Origin of the sequence: Campylobacter sp. S4:11 (assembly GCF_024723695.1) — a bacterium.
Lineage (GTDB): Bacteria > Campylobacterota > Campylobacteria > Campylobacterales > Campylobacteraceae > Campylobacter_D > Campylobacter_D jejuni_C.
Window position 1 is genome coordinate 58,477 of the sequence record NZ_JANQDC010000003.1, and the last position, 20,559, is coordinate 79,035.

31 protein-coding genes and 2 tRNA genes are annotated in these 20,559 nt (G+C 31.7%); 8 read left to right on the forward strand and 25 right to left on the reverse strand.

All coding sequences use genetic code 11. From position 1 onward, the window contains the following. Positions 1 to 10 precede the first annotated feature (10 nt). The 15 genes from CAMP5053_RS01545 to rpsJ are packed head-to-tail and all read right to left on the reverse strand — an operon-like array spanning position 11 to position 6,193. Entirely contained in the window at positions 11 to 196 is a 186-nt protein-coding gene (locus CAMP5053_RS01545) for a type Z 30S ribosomal protein S14 (protein ID WP_012660824.1), read from the reverse strand. A 1-nt stretch (position 197) separates the two neighbouring features. Continuing rightward, entirely contained in the window at positions 198 to 743 is a 546-nt protein-coding gene (gene rplE / locus CAMP5053_RS01550) for a 50S ribosomal protein L5 (RefSeq protein WP_012660823.1), read from the reverse strand. Position 744: 1 nt separating this feature from the next. After that, on the reverse strand, positions 745 to 972 hold the full coding sequence (gene rplX, locus CAMP5053_RS01555) for a 50S ribosomal protein L24 (protein ID WP_012660822.1): 228 nt from the start codon (positions 970 to 972) through the stop codon (positions 745 to 747). Continuing rightward, on the reverse strand, positions 972 to 1,340 hold the full coding sequence (rplN, locus tag CAMP5053_RS01560; RefSeq protein ID WP_012660821.1) for a 50S ribosomal protein L14: 369 nt from the start codon (positions 1,338 to 1,340) through the stop codon (positions 972 to 974). Before rplN ends, rplX begins: the two co-directional genes overlap by 1 nt. Further along, complete coding sequence (gene rpsQ / locus CAMP5053_RS01565) at positions 1,340 to 1,591, reverse strand: 30S ribosomal protein S17 (RefSeq protein WP_039617148.1); 252 nt, start codon at positions 1,589 to 1,591, stop codon at positions 1,340 to 1,342. Before rpsQ ends, rplN begins: the two co-directional genes overlap by 1 nt. A gap of 9 nt (positions 1,592 to 1,600) precedes the next feature. Continuing rightward, entirely contained in the window at positions 1,601 to 1,786 is a 186-nt protein-coding gene (gene rpmC / locus CAMP5053_RS01570) for a 50S ribosomal protein L29 (protein WP_012660819.1), read from the reverse strand. Beyond that, the gene (gene rplP / locus CAMP5053_RS01575; RefSeq protein WP_012660818.1) at positions 1,773 to 2,198 is read right to left on the reverse strand and encodes a 50S ribosomal protein L16; all 426 of its coding nucleotides are present in this window, start codon (positions 2,196 to 2,198) and stop codon (positions 1,773 to 1,775) included. The genes rpmC and rplP overlap by 14 nt, the downstream gene beginning before the upstream one ends. A gap of 2 nt (positions 2,199 to 2,200) precedes the next feature. Then, the gene (rpsC, locus tag CAMP5053_RS01580) at positions 2,201 to 2,902 is read right to left on the reverse strand and encodes a 30S ribosomal protein S3 (protein ID WP_039617145.1); all 702 of its coding nucleotides are present in this window, start codon (positions 2,900 to 2,902) and stop codon (positions 2,201 to 2,203) included. A 1-nt stretch (position 2,903) separates the two neighbouring features. Next, positions 2,904 to 3,278, reverse strand: coding sequence for a 50S ribosomal protein L22 (gene rplV / locus CAMP5053_RS01585; protein WP_039617143.1), 375 nt, complete (start codon positions 3,276 to 3,278; stop codon positions 2,904 to 2,906). 9 nt (positions 3,279 to 3,287) lie between these two features. Then, positions 3,288 to 3,569: a 30S ribosomal protein S19 gene (rpsS, locus tag CAMP5053_RS01590; RefSeq protein WP_039664929.1), complete on the reverse strand. Its 282-nt coding sequence runs from the start codon at positions 3,567 to 3,569 to the stop codon at positions 3,288 to 3,290. Position 3,570: 1 nt separating this feature from the next. Further along, the gene (rplB, locus tag CAMP5053_RS01595) at positions 3,571 to 4,401 is read right to left on the reverse strand and encodes a 50S ribosomal protein L2 (protein ID WP_039625087.1); all 831 of its coding nucleotides are present in this window, start codon (positions 4,399 to 4,401) and stop codon (positions 3,571 to 3,573) included. Position 4,402: 1 nt separating this feature from the next. Next, positions 4,403 to 4,684: a 50S ribosomal protein L23 gene (locus CAMP5053_RS01600; protein WP_039617139.1), complete on the reverse strand. Its 282-nt coding sequence runs from the start codon at positions 4,682 to 4,684 to the stop codon at positions 4,403 to 4,405. 1 nt (position 4,685) lies between these two features. Then, positions 4,686 to 5,300 (reverse strand): 50S ribosomal protein L4, encoded by a 615-nt coding sequence (gene rplD / locus CAMP5053_RS01605; protein WP_039617137.1) that lies wholly within the window; start codon positions 5,298 to 5,300, stop codon positions 4,686 to 4,688. Then, on the reverse strand, positions 5,297 to 5,872 hold the full coding sequence (rplC, locus tag CAMP5053_RS01610) for a 50S ribosomal protein L3 (protein ID WP_012660811.1): 576 nt from the start codon (positions 5,870 to 5,872) through the stop codon (positions 5,297 to 5,299). The genes rplD and rplC overlap by 4 nt, the downstream gene beginning before the upstream one ends. 9 nt (positions 5,873 to 5,881) lie before the next feature. Beyond that, a complete protein-coding gene (rpsJ, locus tag CAMP5053_RS01615; protein WP_012660810.1) occupies positions 5,882 to 6,193 on the reverse strand; it encodes a 30S ribosomal protein S10 in 312 nt (103 codons plus the stop codon). A 226-nt stretch (positions 6,194 to 6,419) separates the two neighbouring features. On the opposite strand from rpsJ, the gene CAMP5053_RS01620 reads away from it, so the two are divergent. Beyond that, a tRNA-Ala gene (locus tag CAMP5053_RS01620) sits at positions 6,420 to 6,495 on the forward strand. 18 nt (positions 6,496 to 6,513) lie between these two features. Then, a complete protein-coding gene (locus CAMP5053_RS01625; protein WP_337217148.1) occupies positions 6,514 to 7,575 on the forward strand; it encodes an ATP-binding protein in 1,062 nt (353 codons plus the stop codon). On the opposite strand, the gene CAMP5053_RS01630 is transcribed toward CAMP5053_RS01625, so the two are convergent. The 3 genes from CAMP5053_RS01630 to coaE are packed head-to-tail and all read right to left on the reverse strand — an operon-like array spanning position 7,572 to position 9,593. Continuing rightward, complete coding sequence (locus tag CAMP5053_RS01630) at positions 7,572 to 8,279, reverse strand: glucosaminidase domain-containing protein (protein ID WP_087700796.1); 708 nt, start codon at positions 8,277 to 8,279, stop codon at positions 7,572 to 7,574. The genes CAMP5053_RS01625 and CAMP5053_RS01630 overlap by 4 nt on opposite strands. Then, positions 8,254 to 9,003: a diaminopimelate epimerase gene (gene dapF, locus CAMP5053_RS01635; RefSeq protein WP_214100135.1), complete on the reverse strand. Its 750-nt coding sequence runs from the start codon at positions 9,001 to 9,003 to the stop codon at positions 8,254 to 8,256. The genes CAMP5053_RS01630 and dapF overlap by 26 nt, the downstream gene beginning before the upstream one ends. Beyond that, entirely contained in the window at positions 9,000 to 9,593 is a 594-nt protein-coding gene (gene coaE, locus CAMP5053_RS01640; RefSeq protein WP_261529875.1) for a dephospho-CoA kinase, read from the reverse strand. Before coaE ends, dapF begins: the two co-directional genes overlap by 4 nt. Before the next feature lie 58 nt (positions 9,594 to 9,651). On the opposite strand from coaE, the gene purM reads away from it, so the two are divergent. Continuing rightward, positions 9,652 to 10,641 carry a phosphoribosylformylglycinamidine cyclo-ligase gene (gene purM / locus CAMP5053_RS01645; protein ID WP_214135743.1) on the forward strand — a complete coding sequence of 330 codons (990 nt, stop codon included), beginning with the start codon at positions 9,652 to 9,654 and terminating at the stop codon, positions 10,639 to 10,641. A gap of 31 nt (positions 10,642 to 10,672) precedes the next feature. Here the strand turns inward: purM and sodB are convergent, their stop codons facing one another. The 5 genes from sodB to CAMP5053_RS01670 all read right to left on the reverse strand — a co-directional run bounded on the left by sodB (position 10,673) and on the right by CAMP5053_RS01670 (position 15,199). Further along, positions 10,673 to 11,326: a superoxide dismutase [Fe] gene (sodB, locus tag CAMP5053_RS01650; RefSeq protein ID WP_087700800.1), complete on the reverse strand. Its 654-nt coding sequence runs from the start codon at positions 11,324 to 11,326 to the stop codon at positions 10,673 to 10,675. A 66-nt stretch (positions 11,327 to 11,392) separates the two neighbouring features. Next, positions 11,393 to 11,902 carry an anaerobic ribonucleoside-triphosphate reductase activating protein gene (nrdG, locus tag CAMP5053_RS01655; RefSeq protein ID WP_337217149.1) on the reverse strand — a complete coding sequence of 170 codons (510 nt, stop codon included), beginning with the start codon at positions 11,900 to 11,902 and terminating at the stop codon, positions 11,393 to 11,395. After that, positions 11,874 to 14,153 carry an anaerobic ribonucleoside triphosphate reductase gene (locus tag CAMP5053_RS01660; RefSeq protein WP_337217150.1) on the reverse strand — a complete coding sequence of 760 codons (2,280 nt, stop codon included), beginning with the start codon at positions 14,151 to 14,153 and terminating at the stop codon, positions 11,874 to 11,876. Before CAMP5053_RS01660 ends, nrdG begins: the two co-directional genes overlap by 29 nt. Before the next feature lie 132 nt (positions 14,154 to 14,285). Then, positions 14,286 to 14,900 carry a BspA family leucine-rich repeat surface protein gene (locus tag CAMP5053_RS01665; protein ID WP_087700802.1) on the reverse strand — a complete coding sequence of 205 codons (615 nt, stop codon included), beginning with the start codon at positions 14,898 to 14,900 and terminating at the stop codon, positions 14,286 to 14,288. A gap of 224 nt (positions 14,901 to 15,124) precedes the next feature. Next, positions 15,125 to 15,199, reverse strand: a tRNA-Glu gene (locus CAMP5053_RS01670). 110 nt (positions 15,200 to 15,309) lie between these two features. Between CAMP5053_RS01670 and CAMP5053_RS01675 the strand changes: the two genes are divergently transcribed. Then, a complete protein-coding gene (locus CAMP5053_RS01675; protein ID WP_214100140.1) occupies positions 15,310 to 15,867 on the forward strand; it encodes a manganese efflux pump MntP in 558 nt (185 codons plus the stop codon). Here the strand turns inward: CAMP5053_RS01675 and CAMP5053_RS01680 are convergent. Then, positions 15,864 to 16,622 (reverse strand): exodeoxyribonuclease III, encoded by a 759-nt coding sequence (locus CAMP5053_RS01680; protein ID WP_039617114.1) that lies wholly within the window; start codon positions 16,620 to 16,622, stop codon positions 15,864 to 15,866. The two genes, CAMP5053_RS01675 and CAMP5053_RS01680, sit on opposite strands and share 4 nt — an antisense overlap. Positions 16,623 to 16,720: 98 nt before the next feature. Here CAMP5053_RS01680 and CAMP5053_RS01685 point away from each other — a divergent pair, with 98 nt between their 5' ends. From CAMP5053_RS01685 to pyrC, 4 genes are read left to right on the forward strand one after another with little or no spacing between them, the layout of a single operon-like run. Next, entirely contained in the window at positions 16,721 to 18,253 is a 1,533-nt protein-coding gene (locus CAMP5053_RS01685; RefSeq protein ID WP_337217151.1) for a phosphoethanolamine transferase, read from the forward strand. Next, positions 18,253 to 18,624: a diacylglycerol kinase gene (locus tag CAMP5053_RS01690; protein WP_337217152.1), complete on the forward strand. Its 372-nt coding sequence runs from the start codon at positions 18,253 to 18,255 to the stop codon at positions 18,622 to 18,624. The genes CAMP5053_RS01685 and CAMP5053_RS01690 overlap by 1 nt, the downstream gene beginning before the upstream one ends. Next, positions 18,609 to 18,839: a helix-turn-helix domain-containing protein gene (locus CAMP5053_RS01695; protein ID WP_087699067.1), complete on the forward strand. Its 231-nt coding sequence runs from the start codon at positions 18,609 to 18,611 to the stop codon at positions 18,837 to 18,839. The genes CAMP5053_RS01690 and CAMP5053_RS01695 overlap by 16 nt, the downstream gene beginning before the upstream one ends. 8 nt (positions 18,840 to 18,847) lie before the next feature. Then, positions 18,848 to 19,840, forward strand: a complete 993-nt coding sequence (gene pyrC, locus CAMP5053_RS01700) for a dihydroorotase (protein WP_337217153.1) — start codon at positions 18,848 to 18,850, stop codon at positions 19,838 to 19,840. A gap of 9 nt (positions 19,841 to 19,849) precedes the next feature. Here pyrC and CAMP5053_RS01705 read toward each other — a convergent pair whose 3' ends face one another. Continuing rightward, positions 19,850 to 20,548 carry a class I SAM-dependent methyltransferase gene (locus tag CAMP5053_RS01705; RefSeq protein WP_337217154.1) on the reverse strand — a complete coding sequence of 233 codons (699 nt, stop codon included), beginning with the start codon at positions 20,546 to 20,548 and terminating at the stop codon, positions 19,850 to 19,852. Positions 20,549 to 20,559: the final 11 nt, after the last annotated feature.

A 20,559-nucleotide genomic window follows, 5' to 3' on the forward strand; every position in this document is an offset into this window, starting at 1 on the left:
TTCTTTCCTCTTACCAACTTGCTTTTTTAAGACCAGGAATTAAACCTTCATTTGCCATTTTTCTTAAGCAAACTCTGCAAATCCCAAAATCTCTATAAACTGAATGTGGTCTTCCACAAATTTGGCATCTAGTATACCCTCTAACGCTAAATTTAGGTTTGCGGGCAGCTTTTGCAATCATTGATTTTTTAGCCATATTACTTTCCTTTTGCAAATGGCACGCCAAATAACTCTAATAATTTTTGTGCCTCTTTATCTGATTTTGCTGTTGTAACGATAGAAATGTTCATACCATGAGTTCTTAAGATTTTATCATATTCAACTTCTGGGAACATTAACTGCTCATCTAAACCAAAGTTATAGTTTCCTCTTCCATCAAAACCATCTCTTGGAAGACCTCTAAAGTCTTTAACACGAGGAAGAGCTATAGTAATAAGCTTATCTAAGAAAGCATACATATTGTCTTTTCTTAATGTTACCATTACACCTACTGGGAAGCCTTCTCTCACTTTAAAACCAGCAACTGATTTTTTAGCTTTTGTGATAACTGCTTTTTGTCCAGCGATCAATGAAATAGTATCTGCAACATTTTGTAATACTTTTTGATCTTTTGCTAATTCCCCAGCACCTACGCTGATTACAACTTTTTCAATAAAAGGAATAAGCATAGGATTTTTGATATCAAATTCTTTTACTAAAGCAGGTTTGATATTTTGAGTATATTTTTCTTTCAATCTCATCATCTTATTCTCCTGCCTTTGCTACATTTGAAATATCCATTGGCATTTCTTTGTTGATAAAACCGCCATTTGGATTTTTATCACTTGGCTTAACAGCTTTTTTAGCGATTTTACAACCTTCAACAATTACTTTATTTGTTTTAGGGAATACTGCTAAAACTTTACCTGTTTTGCCTTTGTCATCACCTGCGATAACTTTTACCATATCATTCTTTTTAATTTTTAATTTCATTACAACACCTCCGGTGCTAGTGAAACAATTTTCATAAAGCCACCATATCTTACTTCACGACCTACTGGTCCAAAAATACGCGTTCCGATAGGCTCTCTTTTAGCATCAAGAATAACTGCTGCATTTTCATCAAAACGAATTAAAGAACCATTATCTCTATGAATTTCTTTTTTAGTTCTAACAATAACTGCTTTTACTACTTGACCTTTTTTAACTTTACCATTTGGTAGAGCTTTTTTTACAGATGCAACGATTACATCACCAACAGTAGCGTATCTTCTTTTACTACCACCTAAAACCTTAATACACATTAATTCTTTTGCACCGCTATTATCAGCAACTGCAAGCCTAGTAAAACTTTGAATCATTACTCAACTCCTGCTGATACTATAGTTTTTAAGCGAAATGATTTTCTCTTAGAAAGTGGTCTACATTCAATAGCAACTACAGTATTTCCCACTTTAAGTTCATTTCTTTCATCATGAATTAAATATTTTTTAAAGCGTTTTACGATTTTTCTGTATTTTGGGTGAACCACTTTTCTTTCAACCAAAATTGTTGCTGTTTTATCTCCAGCAATTTGAACAACAACGCCTTGAATTTCTCTTTTAAATGCCATTTTCTATCCTTATTTTAAAGCGCTAATTGCAGTATTGATTCTAGCGATGTCTTTTTTAACTTCGCTAATCTCTTTAGGATTAGTTAGCTGCATTGTTTTTAGCTTTTGTCTTAAAGTAAATAAAAGCACCTTTTTTTCTTTTAGCATTGTTGCAAGCTCACCTGCTGTTTTATCTTTAATCTCAGTATATTTCATTTTGGCTCTCTCTTGTAACAAACTTAGTTTTAAATGGCAATTTGTGCATCGCTAAAGTTAAAGCTTGTCTTGCCATTTCTTCATTAACCCCTGCCATTTCATAAATGATACGACCTGGTTTAATGTTCATTACCCATTCCTCAACTGCACCTTTACCTTTACCCATACGAGTTTCTAAAGGTTTTTTAGTTAAAGGTTTATCTGGGAAAACTCTAATCCAAGTTTTACCTTGTCTTTTTACAAAACGAGTTAAAGCAATACGAGCTGCTTCGATTTGGCGTGAATTGATACGGCCAGCTTCAGTTGCTTTTAGGGCAAAATCACCAAAAGTAAATTCAGTCCCTCTGTTGGCATAACCTCTGTTACGCCCTTTCATCATTTTACGATATTTTGTTCTTTTTGGCATTAACATGATTATTTACCTCTTCTTGCTCTTCTAGTTTTTTTAGCTGGAGCGTTTTCTTCGGTTTTTTCAGGTTGAACACCCTTTTGTAAAACTTCACCTTTGAAGATCCACACTTTGATACCTATATTTCCATAAGTAGTATGTGCTTCTGCAAAACCGTAATCAATTTTTGCTCTTAAAGTGTGAAGTGGAACACGACCTTCTAGGTACCATTCAGTTCTTGCCATTTCAGCACCACCTAAACGGCCTGAAACTGAAACTTTAATCCCTTTAGCACCTGCTTTTTGCGCTCCTTGAATTACTTTTTTCATTGCTCTTCTAAAAGCAATTCTTTTTTCAAGTTGAGTAGCAACACTTTCAGCTGCAAGCTGAGCTGAAGCACCCGCTTTTCTTTCTTCTTTGATATTGATATTAACTTCTTTTTTGATTAAATCTTGAAGTTCTTTTCTTAAAATATCAACATCACTACCTTTTTTACCAATAATAATCCCTGGTCTTGCAGCTACAACAGTTACTCTTAATTTTTTCGCTGTTCTTTCTACAAGAATTTGGCTAATTCCTGCATAATAAAGTTTTCTTTTTAAAAATGTTCTGATTTTATAATCTTCACCAATATTTTCTGCTAAATTAGCTTTTGTAGGAAACCATCTTGATTCCCAATTTCTATTAATTCCTAGTCTTAAACCAATCGGATTTACTTTTTGTCCCATATTAGCTTTCCTTTTTCACTGATGCTTTTTTAGCTTTTGTAGTTTTTTCAGCACTTGCTTCTACTTTACTAACTTCTACCAAAATGTGTGAAGTTGGCTTTCTAATACGACTAGCACTTCCTCTAGCTCTTGGTCTAAATCTTTTTAAAACCGCACCAGCATCAACACGACAACTTGAAACAACAACTTCATTTGCTTCAAATCCGCCATTTGCTACAGCACTTGAAATAGCATTTGCTATAAATTTAGCACCTTTATTTGGCATAAATTTCAAACTAGCTAATGCAAGCTCTGCATTCATACCTTGAACTTCTCTAGCAATCAATCTCGCTTTAGTTGGAGATAATCTTATGAATTTAATTAACGCTCTACTCATAAATCTCCCTTACTTACCTATTTTTTTCTGAACAGAGCCTTTATGACCCTTAAATGTTCTAGTAGGTGCAAATTCACCTAATTTGTAACCGATATGATTTTCAGTAATATATACTGGGATAAAGCTTTTTCCATTATGAACATTAAAAGTTAAACCTATCATATCAGGTATAATAGTGCTGCGTCTTGACCAAGTTTTAATTGGCTTACCATCGTTAGCTTTTTTAGCAGCGATGACTTTTTTCATTACATGGTCATCAACAAAAGGACCTTTTTTTAGTGACCTAGCCATCTTACTTTCCTTTTCTTCTTGAAATTATTAGCTTATCGCTAGCTTTTTTACGGCGAGTTTTAGCACCTTTAGTTGGTTTACCCCATGGAGTAACTGGATGACGGCCTGAATTTTTCTTACCTTCACCCCCACCGTGCGGGTGATCAACTGGGTTCATCGCAGAACCTCTTGTTTGAGGACGAATACCTCTATGGCGGTTTCTTCCTGCTTTACCGATAGTCACATTTGACCATTCTTCATTACCAACTTCACCGATACTTGCCATACATTCAGCTAAAACTTGTCTCATTTCACCACTTGCAAGTCTTAAGATAACATATTTTTCTTCTTTACCCATTAATTGAGCATAAGCACCCGCTGAACGGATCATTTGTCCACCTTTGCCCGGTTTTAACTCGATATTATGTACGATAGTACCCACTGGGATGTTTCTTAATTTCATTGCATTACCTGGCTTAATGTCAAGTCCGCTTTCAGCAGCACAAATAACATCACCAACGCTTAAACCTTTTGGTTGTAAGATGTATCTTTTTTCACCATCTCTATAAGAGATTAATGCAATACGACAATTTCTGTATGGATCATACTCGATTGCTTCAACTTTACCTTCAATACCAAATTTTCTTCTTTTAAAATCTATAATTCTGTAAAGTTTTTTAGCACCTGCTTCTTTATGACGGCTTGTGATTCTACCATTATTGTTACGACCTGCATGAGCTGGAAGTTTTACAAGTAATGAACGCACACTAGCTTTTGCTGTGATATCATCAGAGCTTACACCTGTGATGTATCTTCTACTTGGAGTATATGGTTTATAAGTTTTAATTGCCATCTTATGCCTCCGAACTTTCTAAGCTCACACCTTCTGGTAGCTTAACATAGAATTTTTTAAAGCTATTTCTTTGACCTTCACGACCTCTAAAACGCTTTACTTTTCCATCCATTTTTAAAGAATTAATTCTTACTGGAGTTACACCAAAATATTCTCTTAAAACTTCTTTTAAACCATTTTTAGTCATTTTTGGAGAAGTTTGAATAACTACAACACCTTGCTCTTGAAGGTTTAAGCTTTTTTCAGTGTAAAGTATTGTTTTTATATCAGTAATATCTGCCATTTTAACCCTCTTTTACGATAGATTCAAGCGCTGCTTTTTCAATGATAACAGCATTAAATACAGATACTAAATAAGCATTTACTTCGCTAATATCAACTACATAGCAATTTGCTAAGTTTCTAAAAGCAAGAAGTGTTTTTTCATCTAGTAAATCTTTTACAATTAAAGCATCTTTTAAACCAAGCTTTTTAATAACTGCATTTGCATCTTTTGTTTTACCGCTTTCAATGCTTAAACTATCTACTGAGAATAATGCATTGTTTTGTGCTTTATCAGCCAATGCTCTTTCAAGCGCTAAGCGTTTTTGTTTTTTATTAACTTTTTGGAAATAATTACGATTGTTTGTAGGGCCAAATGCTACAGCACCACCAACCCAAACATTCGTTCTTGTTGAACCTGCTCTTGCACCACCACGACCTTTTTGTCTCCATGGTTTTTTACCACCACCGCTTACATCGCTTCTACCTTTAGTATGAGCTGTGTTTGCTCTAAGGCTAGCAAGATAAGATTTTACATATAAATAAAGGTTGTGAGGATTAACTTCTGCATATTTTGCTGGAAGATCGAGTTCACTAGCTTTTTCAAATTTATCATTTAAAACAGTTACTTTACTCATTTTGCAATCCTTATTTTACCCATAGCACCATTAAATCCTGGTACCGCACCTTTTACTACTAAGATGCCATTTTCTTCATCAAATGAAACTACTTCATTTTTAACAGTAACTTTTACATTACCATAATGACCTGCCATTTTCATACCTGGTTGAACACGACCTGGCCATTCGCGGTTACCGATTGATCCGTGGCGTCTGTGGAATCTTGAACCGTGACTTGCAGGACCTCCGGCAAATCCGTGTCTTTTAACAACCCCACTATAACCTCTACCTTTAGAATTAAAGCTTACTTTTAAGATAGAAGCTTCTTTTAAAGGATTAAGATCAATATCACCTGCTTCTGTGTTTGCTACTTCTAAAGAAGCAAATCTATTATATTCAGCTGAAAGATTGTATTTTTTTTGCTGACCCGCAATGCATTTATTATTTGCTTTGCCTTTTACATAAGCAACCAAAGCTTTTCCATTTTCTACTTCACATACTTTAGTTTGAACAAGTTTAAGTAAGGTTACAGGAATGCTTGGTGTGCTGATTGTTCTACTCATACCAATTTTTTCTACAATGTATTCCATATTCTATCCTTATTTACCCATAGCTCTTACTTCAACATTGACCTCTGGAGCCAAGTCAAGCTTAGTGAGTGAATCTACTGTATCTGGAGTAGCTGCTACAATATCAAGCATACGAGCATGAATTCTCATCTCAAATTGTTCGCGTGAATCTTTATTGATGTGTGGAGATTTCAAAACTGTGTATCTTTTGATTTTTGTAGGCATTGGCACTGGACCTCTGATGTCAGCACCTGTTCTTTTAACAGCTTCTACAATTGCTGCAACTGTGCGATCTAGAACTCTGTGGTCATAAGCTTTTAGCTTAAGCCTGATTCTTTCCATATTTTTTCCTTTGTAAAGAACTCGTTAGACCCATAAGAATCTAACCACCATATAAAATGATGTTGAGATTATATAAAAAGAGCCTTTGCTATGTCAAGAAATTTATACATTTTTTTTAATTATTTTCCTTTTAAAAAGGATAAAAATTAAATTTTATAAAATTTATAAGATTTTTTATACATTAAGAAAATCTAAGAAAAGATATAGTATGATTTCAAAATCTAAAGGGGCATTAGCTCAGCTGGGAGAGCACAACGCTGGCAGCGTTGGGGTCAGCGGTTCGAACCCGCTATGCTCCACCATTTAGTATAAAGAAATCTATGAAATCGCTACAATTTTTTTATGATAATTACCCAAAATTTCAAAAATTTGATGAAAGAAAAATTCAAATCCAAACCCATAAAAACATCATCATAAAAGGTGGTTTTGCAAGTGGTAAGAAAAATTTGATCTTAAATTTTTTATCTTTGTATAAAGCAGAAAATATACTTTTTATTGATTGTGATGATTTGAAATTTCAAGCAAGTGCTTTAGTAAATTTAAATTCGTTTTTAACTTATAATCCACAAATTAAATTTCTAGCTTTGTGTAATTTTGCTCACGATTTTGACTTTACTAGTTTAAAACATCTTAATTTGCAAATTATACTTAGCGTGTGTGATAGTAATTTTCATTTAGATTATTTTGAAGAACTTCATTTAGATTATTTAGACTTTGAAGAATTTTTAAGCTTAAATAAAAAATACACTGACACCAAAACCATGGTAAGTTATTTTTTACATACAGGACGCAATGTAATTTTAAACCATAATTCTAATACAAACTCATCATACCTAAAAAGCTTTTATACTCCATTAGAACTAACTATACTCAAGCAAATTGCCTTAGAACTTGGGAGCGAATTTAGCGTTAATGAATTGTTAAAAACTTTAAAAAACACCATAAAAATTTCCAAAGATACTTTATATAAAAGCATAGAAAAACTAGAATCAAACTACACTTTGTATTTTGTTAAAAATCTTGAAAAGAATTTAAAAAAAGTATATTTTTGGGACTTTTCGCTAAAAAATTCTCTAAGTATACAAAAAGACTTTAGCGCTTTGTTTGAAAATTTGATTTTAAGCGAGTTATTTAAATTCAAGCAAGAAATTTTTTATACCAAGAATTTTGATTTTTACTTACCAAGTTTTAAAAATGCATTTTTATGCTCGCCCTTTAAAGATAAAGATTTACTTAGTTTAAAAGTCAAAAAAATCCTTAGCAAAAACCAGCTCGCACTTTCAACTATTTATATCATCACGCTTTCACAAAGAGATGAGTTTTTCATTGAAGGGGTGCGCGTGATGATTTTACCTTTTGATGAGTGGGCTTTAGGTAATTAATCTAACTCATCAAGATTATGTTGTTCTATAATAGAAACAATAAGCTTAGTATAATTACTTTTAATTTCTGAATATTTTTCTAAATGACTTGCTGCTTCTTTACCATCAAGTTTTTTATTTTCACTTATAATATTCCACCGCCAAGCCCTGAATTCTTTATAAGCATCGTGGCGATTTAAATTAAGCAAATACGAATCCACACTTTCTTGCAAGCTATCAAATATACGAATTTTATGCGTTTTACCTTCACCTCTTTCTTTTGGAATCAAACCTTTTTCACCCCAAGTCCATTCTCCAAATAAATTATTTGCTTCTTTAGCAAAACGGCTTGTGCCGGTTGCACTTTCAATAATAGCTTGAGCTATAGCTAAAGATTTTGGCACTTTTTGAATACGCATTTGGTATTCTTTATGATCGTATAAATTTTTAACGCGATATTTTTCTTTTAAAGACCATAGTTTTTGCACAGCATTAGAATTTAACTTTCTAAAATTGTTCTTTAAAGCTTCCTTAAAAAAAATATCTATAAATTCTTTTTCTTTTTCTATTTCTTTAAAAGAAACATCTAGTAAAGCATTGATTTTTTTTATAAAAACCTCACGCTTTTCTTTTATACTTAAAGCATAATAATGCTCATCAAAACCTGCTATAAATTCAGCTTTTAAAAATAAAACACTACTAAGTAAAATTATAATCAGCTTCAAAACAGCACTTCACCTTTCCTCTAAAAAATATTTGATCCTCTTCTAATCTAAAATGCAAGCTTTCATTGCTTTTTGGCTTTACCAAAATATCATCTTTTACTTTTTGATTTAAATACGCTAAGTAAAAACAAGCTCCCATGCCCGTACCACAAGCTAAAGTCTCATCTTCCACCCCACGCTCATAAGTTCTAACTCTTATAAACTCTTCATCCTCCACTTTAGCAAAATTAACATTTGCATTATATTTTTTACGCACTTCTTTGCATAAATTGACATCAAATTCATTTAAATCATCAACAAAGGTTACTATATGTGGAACTCCGGTATTACAGCCTTGCCAAATTCTACCCTTATATTCAAAGGCTTCTTTGATATCCTTTACCCCGCTAAGTTTGATTTCAACCATATCATCATCAACAAAAGATTTTATAAGTCCTGCACCGGTTAAGAAATTTAAATATTGAGATTTTTTTAAATAATGATGAGCAAAATGTGCTGCTGCGCGTGATCCATTACCACACATACTTGCCTTACTCCCATCACAATTATAAAATTCCCATTCAAAATCATATCTATCATGAGGCACTACCACTATAAGTCCATCAGCGCCTATGCCCTCATAACGATTACAAAGAATTCTAGCTAATTCACTGCGATCTTTCTTTTCGCTATCTGCAAACACCACAAAATCATTCCCACTAGCACAGTACTTGTAAAATTTCATTTTTCAACCTTTAAAGTGTGTTTTAAAAAATTTAGCACATTTTTCTCAAAATTTTCATAACCTGAAGTATTTTTTATCACAAAATCTGCTTTTTTTAGTTTTTCTTCTATATCAAGTTGTAAATTAATTCTTTTTAAGGCTTCATTTTCATCTAAATTATCTCTTTGCATTAATCTTTGAAGTAAAAGTTCTTTTGGACTATAAATCAATATACTTTTTCCTAAATTCTGATAGTGATTATTTTCAAAAAATAAAGGCAGTTCTATAAAAAAAGCCTTGTTTTTTTTATCTAAAATTTGAGCTTTTTGTAAAATTTCTTCTTTGATTTTAGGATGTAAAAAATCTTCTAACTTTTTTTTGGCGTTTAAATCATTAAATACAATAGCACCAAGTTTTTTTCTATCTATTTTTCCTGCTATGATTAAATCATCATTATTAAAAAGCTTAGCTATGGAATTTGCATTTTCATTTAAAAGCTCATGAGCTATCACATCTGCGCTTAAAGTATCAAAACCCAAATTTTGAACTATTTTTATAAAGCTTGACTTTCCACCTGCTATACTTGAAGTTACAAAATAAGCATTTTGCATAATTTAGCCTTAAAACATTTTTAGCTAAAATACCTTTTAAATTCTTAAAGGAAGATAAATGAATATAAGCTATGAAGATGCGGGCGTAAGTATAGATAATGGTAATGCTTTTGTAGAAGCAATCAAGCCTTTAGTAAAAGAAACTTTTAATGAAAACGTTTTAGGTGGTATAGGCTCTTTTTCTGGTGCTTTTGCTATGCCAAGTGGTTTTAAAAATCCTGTTATGTTAGCAGCTACAGATGGAGTGGGTACGAAGTTACGCCTTGCTATTGATAGTCAAAAATTTGACACAATAGGTGAGGATTTAGTAGCAATGTGCGTGAATGATTTAATTTGTAATTTTGCTACACCTTTGTTTTTTTTAGACTATTATGCAACTGCAAAACTAGATGTAGAAGTAGCTAAAAAGGTTGTAGCAGGGATTGCTAATGGTTGTAAAAAAGCAAATTGTGCCTTAATAGGTGGAGAAACTGCTGAAATGCCTGGCATGTATCATAGCAATGACTTTGACTTAGCAGGTTTTTCAGTAGGTATGGCTGAAAAAGATGAGATAGATAGAAGAAATTTTGTCAAAAATGGAGATATTTTACTAGCTTTGCCTAGTAGTGGACTTCATTCTAATGGATATTCTTTAGCTAGAAAAGTATTATTTGAAGTACAAAAGCTTAAGTTTGATGATAAACTAGATGGTAAAAATTTAATCGATATCTTACTTGAACCTACAAGAATTTACGTAAAAGACTTTTTAAAATTAAAACCTTTCATTAATGCACTAGCTCATATAACAGGCGGTGGTTTGGTAGAGAATTTACCTAGAGTTTTCCCAAGAGGAATAGGTGCTATCATCAGAAAACATCATCTCAAAACTCCTGAAATTTTTTACCAAATAGGCCAAAGCGTAGAAGAGGCTGAAATGTATAGAAGCTTTAATATGGGTGTGGGCTTAGTTATGGTGGTAGATCCATCTAATGTAGGAAAAGTTTTAGAAAGCTCAGACGCTTATGTAATAGGCGAAGTTGTGCTAAATGAGGGAGTGGTGTTGGAGTAAAATCTCTTAGAAACCCTAAGAGATTTTATTTTTAGTTTAGTGGATGAAGTTCGTTTGCATAAAAGCTTACTGAGTTCATACCTTCTTTGATAGCCCATTCATAAGCTTTTGCTACAAATTCCCAGTTAATATGTGCGTAGAATTTTTCTAAATACGCAGGACGTGCATTACGGTGATCTACATAATAAGCATGCTCCCATACATCAACTACTAAAAGTGGAATTTTACCTTCGGTGATAGGTGTAGCAGCATTACTTGTGCCAACTAGCTCTAATTTTTGATTTTGAGTGTTATAAACTAGCCAAAACCAACCAGAACCAAACACTCCGGTAGCGCCTTTGATAAACTCTTCTTTTAGATTTTCCATAGAACCAAAGTCTTTTTCAACCGCTGCTTTAAACTCATCACTTAAAGAACAGCCACAGCCACAGCATGTTTTTGGCTTAATGCAATCAAAATAAAAATCATGGTTATACACTTGAGCAGCATTGTTAAAAATTCCACCATTTGAGTTTTGTATGATATAAACTAAATCTTTTCCTGCAAATTCAGTATCTTTAATAAGATTGTTTAGGTTATTTACATAAGTTTGATGGTGTTTGCCATGATGAAATGCGAAAGTTTCTGCACTTAAAAAATCTCCAAAAGCGTCTGCTTCATAAGGTAATTTTCTTAATTCAAACATATTGTTCTCCTTTTTAAATTTTATAACATTCTAACATAGTTAAATTAAAAAAGACTAAACAACTCTTTATTTTTCAAAAAGTATTACTTTTCCTTGCTCTAAGCTTTTTGCTACATCAATAATGCGTTGGTTTTTACTACCTTTAAATTTTAAAGATAAATCTTTTTGCTCTAAAATAAACTTCCCATCTATCAAAACATCAGCCAAAACGAGCAATTCTTTCATAGCTTGCTCTTGCAATAGCTCTTCATAAGTAAAACCTGTATATATGGTAAGATCAAGTCCTAAAGCCTTGATATGCTTTGCTAGAATGCTTAAATTTTTTGCCTGCATAAAAGGCTCCCCGCCACTAAAAGTAACACCTTGGAGTAAAGGATTTTTACAAATATCATTATATAAACTTGCTAAATCTTGTAAATATCCTTTGTTAAAATCATGTGTTTGTGGATTATGACAACCTTTGCAATGATGAGGGCAGCCTTGAGTAAAAATCACATAACGCAATCCATAGCCATCAACTATGGATTCTTTTATAACACCAGCTAATCTAAGAAAAATCGTGTTTAATTCTTGCATAAACTTCAGCTTTTTTAGCATCATTAAAACGATCAAGTGTTCCTACTAAATAGCCTGTGATTCTTCTTATGCGTTCAAATTTAATATCATCTTCTTTTCTATGACACTTTGGACAAAACTCATCTATCACGCCACTATAACCACACACCGGATCCCTATCTAGTGGAAAATTAATCGAACCATAGCCTATATTGCTTTCTTTCATACATTTTATAATGCGTTCAAAACTTTCTAAATTCTTACTCACATCGCCGTTTAATTCTACATAAGTAATATGCCCGCCATTATTTAACTCATGATATGGGGCTTCTATTTGAATTTTTTCATATATACTAATAGGAAAATCTACAGGAATATGAAAAGAATTAGTATAAAATTCTTTATCGGTTATGCCTTTTAAAATGCCGTATTTTTTTTGATCTAGCTTTAAAAACCTTCCACTTAAGCCTTCAGCCGGGGTAGCTATGAGTGAAAAATTAAGCTTATCTTTGAGTGCTTTTTCATCGACAAATTCACGCATAAAACGCACGATTTGTAAGCCAAGCTCCCTTGCTTCTTGACTTTGTCCATGATGAGAACCTACTAAAGCTATTAAACTCTCACAAAGTCCTATATAACCTATAGCTAAAGTCCCGTGTGCTATGATTTTTTCTACGCTATCATTTTCTTTTAAAGAATCTGAATCTATCCAAATTCCCTCGCCCATTAAAAATGGGAAATTTTTAACCTTTTTTAGACTTTGAATTTTATATCTATGAAGTAATTGCTCATACACAAGCTCCAATTTTTCTTTTAAAAGTGAGTAAAAAAGCTCTAAATTTCCTTTGGCTTCTATGGCTAAACGCACAAGATTTATACTTGTAAAGCTTAAATTTCCCCTGCCGCTTGTGATTTCTTTGCTCTCATCATAAACATTTGCCATAACCCTAGTTCTACAACCCATATAAGCTACTTCACTATTGTAATCATTTTTTTTATAGTATTTTGCATTAAAGCTTGCATCTAAAAAGCTAAAATTTGGAAAAAGTCTTTTAGAAGCACATTCTATAGCGAGTTTAAAAAGCTTGTAGTTTGGATCTTTTTCATTATAATTAATACCTTCTTTTACTTTAAAAATTTGCACAGGAAAAATTGGTGTTTCACCATTTCCTAAGCCTTTCATCGTGGCTTTGAGTAAATTTTCTATTACCATTTGCCCTTCAAAAGAAGTATCGGTGCCATAATTTAGCGTGCTAAAAGGCACTTGAGCTCCTGCTCTTGAGTTCATAGTATTAAGATTATGCACCAAAGCTTCCATAGCTTGAAAAGTCGCATCTTGGGTTTGTTTTAATGCTCTTTTATAAGCATAAGCATTTGCTTGTTTTAAAAAATTCTCATCGCTATTTAACTCAAGCCTTAAAAGCTCTTTAAAGCATTCTTTTTCGCTTGAAACTTGAAAATTAGTATTTTCAAAGCATTGCTCATCTAAGTTTTGTTCTAATTTTATTTCAAAAAAAGCATTTATAGCCTTTTTATACTCTTTTTGAAAAGTCTTTGCCACACCTTTTGCCATAGCAAAATCAAAATTGGGTATAGACTGACCTCCATGCATTTCATTTTGATTAGCTTGCAAGGCAATGCAAGCTAAAGAAGCATAAGATCTGATATCATTTGGTTCACGCAAACTTCCATGCCCTGTACTAAAACCCTTTTCAAAAAGCCTTAACAAATCTATTTGACAACAAGTTTGTGTTAGCATATAAAAGTCTTTATCGTGTATATGTATATCGCCATTTTTATGTGCATTTGCGATATGCTTTGGCAAAATACACTCATCTACATAGTATTTTGCGCCTTCTGAACCATATTTTAACATCATACCCATAGCGCTATCTGAATTAATATTAGCATTTTCTCTTTTTAAATCAGCTTCTTTAGAATCTTTGAAAGTTAAATCATCATACAAACTAAGTAAATCATAACTACCATTGCGAATTTGTGTTCTTTTTTGGCGGTATAAAATATAAGATTTCGCGGTATTGACTAAGGCATTTTTGATTAAAACTTCTTCGACTTTATCTTGAATTTGCTCTACTTGCATGTGTTTTTCATCAAGTAAAGCCACAACCTCATCACAAAGTTTATCTAAAAAATCTTTATTTAATTTTTCATCTGTGGAGTTTATATTAGCTTTAAAAATAGCATTTTTGATTTTAAAAATATCAAATGCAACTTGGCTCTTATCTCTTTTTATAATAAATTTTATTTTCATGGAAATTTTCCTAAAAAATAATCTCTAAATACTGAAAAACAGCACTTTGAAAAGATAAGTTTAGTACAAAAAGTTGATGGAAAACTTAAAAAGATAAAAGAAAAATTCACACAAAAAATGTGTGAATTTTGTTTATTCTAGCTCTATACCTTTTACGGTATAAATTTTATCAAGACCACGATTTCCAAACATTTTTTGGGTATTGCAATCTTTTTGGATGTTCCATTCATCTAACTCGTGGTGAAAATTTTTACAATTATGGAAAAGATATGCCATGGTTATTACATTTTGCACATCCCAATTTGCCACACTATGCTCATACGCATGACAGTTTTCAAAGCAATGTGCCATTCTGGTTGCATTTGAAGTTTTCCAGTGCAATAAAGAATGGTTAAAACTAACACAATTGAAAAACATATAAGACATATCTTTTAGACTTTGTGTATTCCATTTTGATAAATCTTGATTGAAATTTTTACAATTAAAAAACATACTTGCCATATTTTCAACATTAGAAACATTCCAACGCGACAAATCTGCATTAAAATTTTCACAACAATAAAACATATAAGACATATCTTTGGCATTTGAAACATCCCAACGTTCAATACCTAAAAAATCTAATCTTTTAGAATAATAAAACACATAAGAAAAATCATCAATCAAAGATACATCAATATCTCTTAAAGAAATTCTTTCATTGTGCACCAAATTCATTAACTCGTTTTTGTTTTTAGGTCTATACATTTTATCCTCCTTTTTTGTACATTTTAAAAAACAATTGTGAAGTCAATGTAAATTTAAAAATAATTAATAAAAATTTTAAAAAATTTAATAGTAATTAATTTAAAATTAACTTAATTTAAATAAAAGAAATTAGATAAGAAAGTATTTGTCAAAAACAATGTAACTTTTTGTAAAAAATGACAATGATTATCAAAAACTATGAAAATGAAAATAGCATTAAGAAGTGGTGACCCATACGAGACTCGAACTCGTGTTACCGCCGTGAAAGGGCGATGTCCTAACCGCTAGACGAATGGGCCACTTACAGTATAAAATAAAAATTATATCTATACTTTACTTAATAAATAATTAATTTGTTATTTTATATAAAAATATATAATTTCATCCTATTAAGTAATCAAGGAAAAAAATGGATATTTTAAGTTTAATTGTTTTATCTTTTGCTTTAGCAGCAGACGCTTTTGCGGTCTCATTGTGTAAGGGTTTTAGTGCTAAAGAATTAAAAATAAGACATTATTTAATAGTTGGATTATATTTTGGTGGCTTTCAGGCTTTAATGCCGGCTATTGGATACACCCTAGGGGCTTCTTTTGGTTCTTTTGTGGAAAAAATTGACCATTGGATTGCTTTTATTCTTCTTGGTGCTATAGGTGGTAAAATGATACAAGAATCTTTCAAAAAGGATAGTTGTAAAGAAAATTCAAATTTATTTGATTTCAAAACCATGACAGCTCTTGCTATTGCCACTAGTATCGATGCGCTTGCTGTTGGGGTAAGTTTTGCCTTTCTAAAGGTAGATTTATTTATAGCATTGTTATGTATAGGTGTAATCACTTTCATAATGTGCGTTCTAGCTTTAAAAATCGGTAGTAAATTCGGCACTTACCTCAAAAGTAAAGCCGAATTTCTAGGTGGTACGATTTTAATTTTACTAGCGGTTAAAATTTTATTTGAACATTTATCTTAGATATCTATTTCTATCCCTACAGGAGCATGATCTGAACCAAAAATGTCATCTCTTATGAAGGCATTTTTGAGCTTATCTTTTAAGCCATTAGAAATGAAAAAATAATCAATCCTCCAGCCTACATTTCTTTCTCTTGCTTTCATTCTATAGCTCCACCACGAATACTTTTCTTTAACATCGCCATTTATATGTCTAAAAGTATCAATAAAGCCTAATTTTAGCAAATCATCTATCCAAGCACGCTCAATCGGTAAAAAACCTGAAGTTTTTTCATTAGCTTTTGGGTGGGTTAAATCTATCTCACGGTGAGCAGTATTTACATCTCCACAGATAATGATTTCTTTACCTTCTTTTAAAAGTTTATCTAAATACACTAAAAAATCATTATAAAATTTCATTTTAAAGTTCAAACGCTCTTCATCTTTTTGGCCATTTGGAAAGTAGATATTAAACAAAACTACATTTTTAAAGCTATGCTCTAAAACCCTGCCTTCATCATCATCAAAAAACTCACATTTTTTGACTTCGCAATCAAAATTACACAAGCTCATTACACCTGAATACCCTGCTCTTTTAGCGCTATTTGAATACATATGTTTAAAAGGATATTCATAAATTCTTTTTGGAAATTTATCCTCGTGTGCTTTGATTTCTTGGAAACCTATAAAATCAATTTCTTCTTTTTCAATCCAATCAAGTGCATTTTTATCACAAATTGCCCTTAGGCCATTTACATTCCATGATAATAATTTCATAAAATCCCTTTACTAATCTTCTTTTGTTGCTATTTTATATGCGATTTATTAATTTTATTCAAATAGACTAAGTTTTTATTTTATTCTAAAGGAAAAAAATGCACCTAAAACTTTCATGGACAAAATTTACCCTGCTTAATGCGGTTTTTATCATGGTATTTAACTTTCCATTGTTTGAGTTTGTATATGAAAAGATAGATCAAAACACTATGCTCTTTAGTGTATTTTTTGGAATTTATTTTTTCTTAGTTTTAAGTGTTTTGTCTTTGGTGTATTTTCCCTACATCGCCAAAATTTTAAGCATTTTTTTACTTAGCACTTGTGCTATTTGTAGTTATTTTGTTAGTAATTATGGGGTTTTAATCGATGATCATATGATACAAAATGTTGTTGAAACAGATAATAGGGAATTTTTTTCTTATTTTAATTTTTCCTTTGCTTTGTATATTTTAGCCTTTGTGGTTTTTCCTAGTTTACTTGTGATTTTTACTAAGATTGATTATCAAAAATATTTTTTCAAAAAAAGCGTATTGCTTTTAGGCTCTTTAGTGTTTTGCTTTGCTTTAGTAGCTCTTAGCTCAAAAACACTTTTGCCTTTTTTAAGATCACACAATATCGTTAGAATGTATAATCTACCTTTTTACCCAATATACTCAAGCATAGAATTTACAAAGAAAAAGCTAGCAGGTAAAAAAGAACTAACTATCATTTCAAATGATGCAAGTTTAAAAGATACTAATACAATTAAACTTATGATTTTGGTCATAGGTGAAACTGCTAGAGCGAGTAATTATTCTTTAGGCACTTACAAAATCAATGATACGAATTTTTATACCAAAAATGAGCCAAATTTAGTGTATTTTAGTGATATAAGCTCTTGTGGCACTGCTACTGCAAGAAGTTTGCCTTGTATGTTTTCAAGACACAAAAGAGTAAATTTTGAAGATGGGCTATATGAAGAAAATGTTTTAGATATCTTACAAAAGGTTGGAGTACAAAGTATTTGGTTTGGTAATAACTCAGGAGGCTGCAAAGGAAATTGTGATCGTATAAAACACAAACTAATTCTAAAAGATTATGATGAGAGCTTACTTGAGCTTGTAAAACAAGAACTTGAAAATATAAATTCAAACAAAATTATCGTTGTGCATTTACAAGGCTCACATGGACCAACTTACTATAAACGCTATCCAAATGCATTTAAAAAATTTATGCCAACATGTGATACAAACGAGCTTAACACCTGCTCACACGAACAAATCATAAACACCTATGATAATACTTTACTTTATACAGACTTTATTATAAAAAGCCTTATAGATATGCTTAAGCAAAATCCTACCAAAGAAGCTTCTTTGCTTTATTTATCAGATCATGGAGAAAGCTTGGGTGAAAATGGAATTTATCTTCATGGTATGCCTTATTTAATAGCACCAAAAGAACAAAAACACATACCGATGATATTTTGGAGTAAAGATAGTAAATTAAGCCGAGATTTACAAAGCAAAAAAGACTATAAACTTTCTCAAGATAATCTTTTTTCAAGTTTGCTCGGGTATTTTGGTGTAAATAGCAAAGAATATGAGGCAAATTATGATATATTTAGCAAAAATTTAAAGGAAAATCCTTAATGAAGCCAAAGTATTCTTTATTTAAAAATGCAAGCTATGCCTTTAGTGGAATTAAATTTTTACTCCAAGATGAAATGGCTTTTAGGATAGAATTTGCCATTATTTTACCTTTGATTTTTGCAAGCTTATTTTTACCTGTGAGTTTTTTAGAGCATTTTGTGCTTGTATTTGTTTTGGTGCTAATTTTGATCGTAGAAGCGCTAAATTCTGCCATAGAAGCTTGTGTGGATCTTTACACCAGTGAATTTCACATCTTAGCTAAAAAAGCAAAAGATTGTGCGAGTGCTGGGGTATTTTTTAGCGTGGTTTTAGCTATAATTACTTGGAGTTTTATTCTTTTTGATTTGGTTAGAGAATGGATGATAAAGTAAAAACACTATGTGCGAAAATCTTTGGTAAAAAACGCTTTGAAATTTTAGAATTTTTAGCCCTTCATGCTAATGAAGATGGCTTTGTCTTTGCAAATATAGAAGAACTTTCTAAAAGGTTAAATATCAGCAAACCTACCATCATTTCTACTTTTAAATTTTTAGAAGAAAAAGCTTTACTTGAAAAACTCAAAAACGGCTTATATAAACTCAAATAGGAGATAAAATGACACTTAAAAACCCTTTGGATATGCATTTACATTTACGTGATGAAAGTATGCTTGAACTTGTAGCCCCATTTAGCGCAAAAGACTTTAAAGCAGGGGTTATCATGCCAAATTTAATTACCCCGCTTACCGAAACAAACGCATTAAAAACTTATAAAGAACGCATTTTAAAAGCATGTAAAAATGAAGATTTTACGCCTTTGATGACTTTATTTTTTAAAGACTATGATGAAAAATTTTTAGAAAAAGCTAAAAATGAGCTTTTTGCTATCAAGCTTTATCCTGCAGGTATCACTACCAACTCAGATAATGGAATTTCAAGCTTTGATGTAGAAAAGTTAAAACCTACACTAAATGCTATGAGTGAGCTTGGCCTGCCTTTACTTGTACATGGAGAAACAAATGATTTTGTAATGGATAGAGAGGCAAATTTTGCTAAAATCTATGAAAAATTAGCTAAAAACTTCCCAAAATTAAAAATCATAATGGAACATATTACCACTAAGGTTTTGTGTGATTTATTAAAAGATTATGAAAATTTATATGCAACTATCACTTTACATCATTTAATGATAACCCTTGATGATGTAGTGGGTGGTAAGATGGATCCGCATTTATTTTGCAAACCTATTGCAAAACGCTATGAAGACAAAGATGCTTTATGTGAGCTTGCTTTTAGTGGTTATGAAAAGACTATGTTTGGAAGTGATAGCGCACCTCATCCATTACACACTAAAGAATGTTGTGGGTGTGCAGCTGGAGTATTTAGCGCACCGGTGATTTTACCTGTGTTGGCTGAACTTTTTGAAAAACATTCAAATGAAGCAAATTTACAAAAATTTATTTCAGATAATGCTTGTAAAATCCATAATCTTAAATTTGAAAAAGATAAAATCATCACTTTAGAAAAACAAGAATGGCAAGTAGCGCAAAAATACGGCGATGTAGTGCCATTTATGGCAGGAAAAACTTTAAATTTCAAGGTTATTTAGCCTTGAAATTTAATCAATAATCAAAAGTTTTATCTTAGCTTCTATAATCTCTTCTACCTCATCTTTTATAAAGCTTTCTAACTCTTGTTTGTTTGCATTAACACCATTCATACTCAAATGCCACAAAGCATTTTCTATCGCACTTTCTTTGTCTCTTTTTACTACTCTAGTTTCGTTAAAAATTTCATACTCATAAGAGATATTTTGCGCATTTAAAAAACCTTGCAAATCCTCTTCATAAAAACCTTTAAAATGCGTATTAAAATGCTCAAATATAGGATCTAAAAAGCTACTTTTGCGCCTACTCGCCCAGCCTAAATATACCTTTTTAGAAGCTAAGCTTAAAAAAGCTTTATAGTCTTTTTCATTTTGTAAAGCAGGGGACATACTCAAAAAGGCTAAGTCAAATTTTGTGTTATTGTTTTTATAAAAGTTTTCAAAGTCTAAATTTAGTGTTTTTACATTTGTTATAGCATGAGTTTTTGCATCTTCTTGCAAAATTTCAAGCATAGCGCTAGAGCTGTCTACACCCAAAACACTTTTTGCTTTTTGTGCTAAATGCAAAGTCCAAACACCACTCCCACAACCTATATCTACCACACTTTTGCCTTGCAAGGATCCAAGTTTTGCAAAAGTAGCTTTTTGAATTTCGTTTAAATCAGGATTATACCTTGCATAGCTTTTTGCTTTTTTATTCCATAAATTCATCTTCACTCCTT

Excerpts from the sequence above, each read along its gene's own strand:
- CAMP5053_RS01545 (WP_012660824.1), bottom strand. The coding sequence starts at position 196 with ATGGCTAAAAAATCAATGATTGCAAAAGCTGCCCGCAAACCTAAATTT.
- rplE (WP_012660823.1), bottom strand. The coding sequence starts at position 743 with ATGATGAGATTGAAAGAAAAATATACTCAAAATATCAAACCTGCTTTA.
- rplX (WP_012660822.1), bottom strand. The coding sequence starts at position 972 with ATGAAATTAAAAATTAAAAAGAATGATATGGTAAAAGTTATCGCAGGT.
- rplN (WP_012660821.1), bottom strand. The coding sequence starts at position 1,340 with ATGATTCAAAGTTTTACTAGGCTTGCAGTTGCTGATAATAGCGGTGCA.
- rpsQ (WP_039617148.1), bottom strand. The coding sequence starts at position 1,591 with ATGGCATTTAAAAGAGAAATTCAAGGCGTTGTTGTTCAAATTGCTGGA.
- rpmC (WP_012660819.1), bottom strand. The coding sequence starts at position 1,786 with ATGAAATATACTGAGATTAAAGATAAAACAGCAGGTGAGCTTGCAACA.
- rplP (WP_012660818.1), bottom strand. The coding sequence starts at position 2,198 with ATGTTAATGCCAAAAAGAACAAAATATCGTAAAATGATGAAAGGGCGT.
- rpsC (WP_039617145.1), bottom strand. The coding sequence starts at position 2,902 with ATGGGACAAAAAGTAAATCCGATTGGTTTAAGACTAGGAATTAATAGA.
- rplV (WP_039617143.1), bottom strand. The coding sequence starts at position 3,278 with ATGAGTAGAGCGTTAATTAAATTCATAAGATTATCTCCAACTAAAGCG.
- rpsS (WP_039664929.1), bottom strand. The coding sequence starts at position 3,569 with ATGGCTAGGTCACTAAAAAAAGGTCCTTTTGTTGATGACCATGTAATG.
- rplB (WP_039625087.1), bottom strand. The coding sequence starts at position 4,401 with ATGGCAATTAAAACTTATAAACCATATACTCCAAGTAGAAGATACATC.
- CAMP5053_RS01600 (WP_039617139.1), bottom strand. The coding sequence starts at position 4,684 with ATGGCAGATATTACTGATATAAAAACAATACTTTACACTGAAAAAAGC.
- rplD (WP_039617137.1), bottom strand. The coding sequence starts at position 5,300 with ATGAGTAAAGTAACTGTTTTAAATGATAAATTTGAAAAAGCTAGTGAA.
- rplC (WP_012660811.1), bottom strand. The coding sequence starts at position 5,872 with ATGGAATACATTGTAGAAAAAATTGGTATGAGTAGAACAATCAGCACA.
- rpsJ (WP_012660810.1), bottom strand. The coding sequence starts at position 6,193 with ATGGAAAGAATCAGGCTTAAGCTAAAAGCTTATGACCACAGAGTTCTA.
- CAMP5053_RS01625 (WP_337217148.1), top strand. The coding sequence starts at position 6,514 with ATGAAATCGCTACAATTTTTTTATGATAATTACCCAAAATTTCAAAAA.
- dapF (WP_214100135.1), bottom strand. The coding sequence starts at position 9,003 with ATGAAATTTTACAAGTACTGTGCTAGTGGGAATGATTTTGTGGTGTTT.
- coaE (WP_261529875.1), bottom strand. The coding sequence starts at position 9,593 with ATGCAAAATGCTTATTTTGTAACTTCAAGTATAGCAGGTGGAAAGTCA.
- purM (WP_214135743.1), top strand. The coding sequence starts at position 9,652 with ATGAATATAAGCTATGAAGATGCGGGCGTAAGTATAGATAATGGTAAT.
- sodB (WP_087700800.1), bottom strand. The coding sequence starts at position 11,326 with ATGTTTGAATTAAGAAAATTACCTTATGAAGCAGACGCTTTTGGAGAT.
- nrdG (WP_337217149.1), bottom strand. The coding sequence starts at position 11,902 with ATGCAAGAATTAAACACGATTTTTCTTAGATTAGCTGGTGTTATAAAA.
- CAMP5053_RS01660 (WP_337217150.1), bottom strand. The coding sequence starts at position 14,153 with ATGAAAATAAAATTTATTATAAAAAGAGATAAGAGCCAAGTTGCATTT.
- CAMP5053_RS01665 (WP_087700802.1), bottom strand. The coding sequence starts at position 14,900 with ATGTATAGACCTAAAAACAAAAACGAGTTAATGAATTTGGTGCACAAT.
- CAMP5053_RS01675 (WP_214100140.1), top strand. The coding sequence starts at position 15,310 with ATGGATATTTTAAGTTTAATTGTTTTATCTTTTGCTTTAGCAGCAGAC.
- CAMP5053_RS01680 (WP_039617114.1), bottom strand. The coding sequence starts at position 16,622 with ATGAAATTATTATCATGGAATGTAAATGGCCTAAGGGCAATTTGTGAT.
- CAMP5053_RS01685 (WP_337217151.1), top strand. The coding sequence starts at position 16,721 with ATGCACCTAAAACTTTCATGGACAAAATTTACCCTGCTTAATGCGGTT.
- CAMP5053_RS01690 (WP_337217152.1), top strand. The coding sequence starts at position 18,253 with ATGAAGCCAAAGTATTCTTTATTTAAAAATGCAAGCTATGCCTTTAGT.
- CAMP5053_RS01695 (WP_087699067.1), top strand. The coding sequence starts at position 18,609 with ATGGATGATAAAGTAAAAACACTATGTGCGAAAATCTTTGGTAAAAAA.
- pyrC (WP_337217153.1), top strand. The coding sequence starts at position 18,848 with ATGACACTTAAAAACCCTTTGGATATGCATTTACATTTACGTGATGAA.
- CAMP5053_RS01705 (WP_337217154.1), bottom strand. The coding sequence starts at position 20,548 with ATGAATTTATGGAATAAAAAAGCAAAAAGCTATGCAAGGTATAATCCT.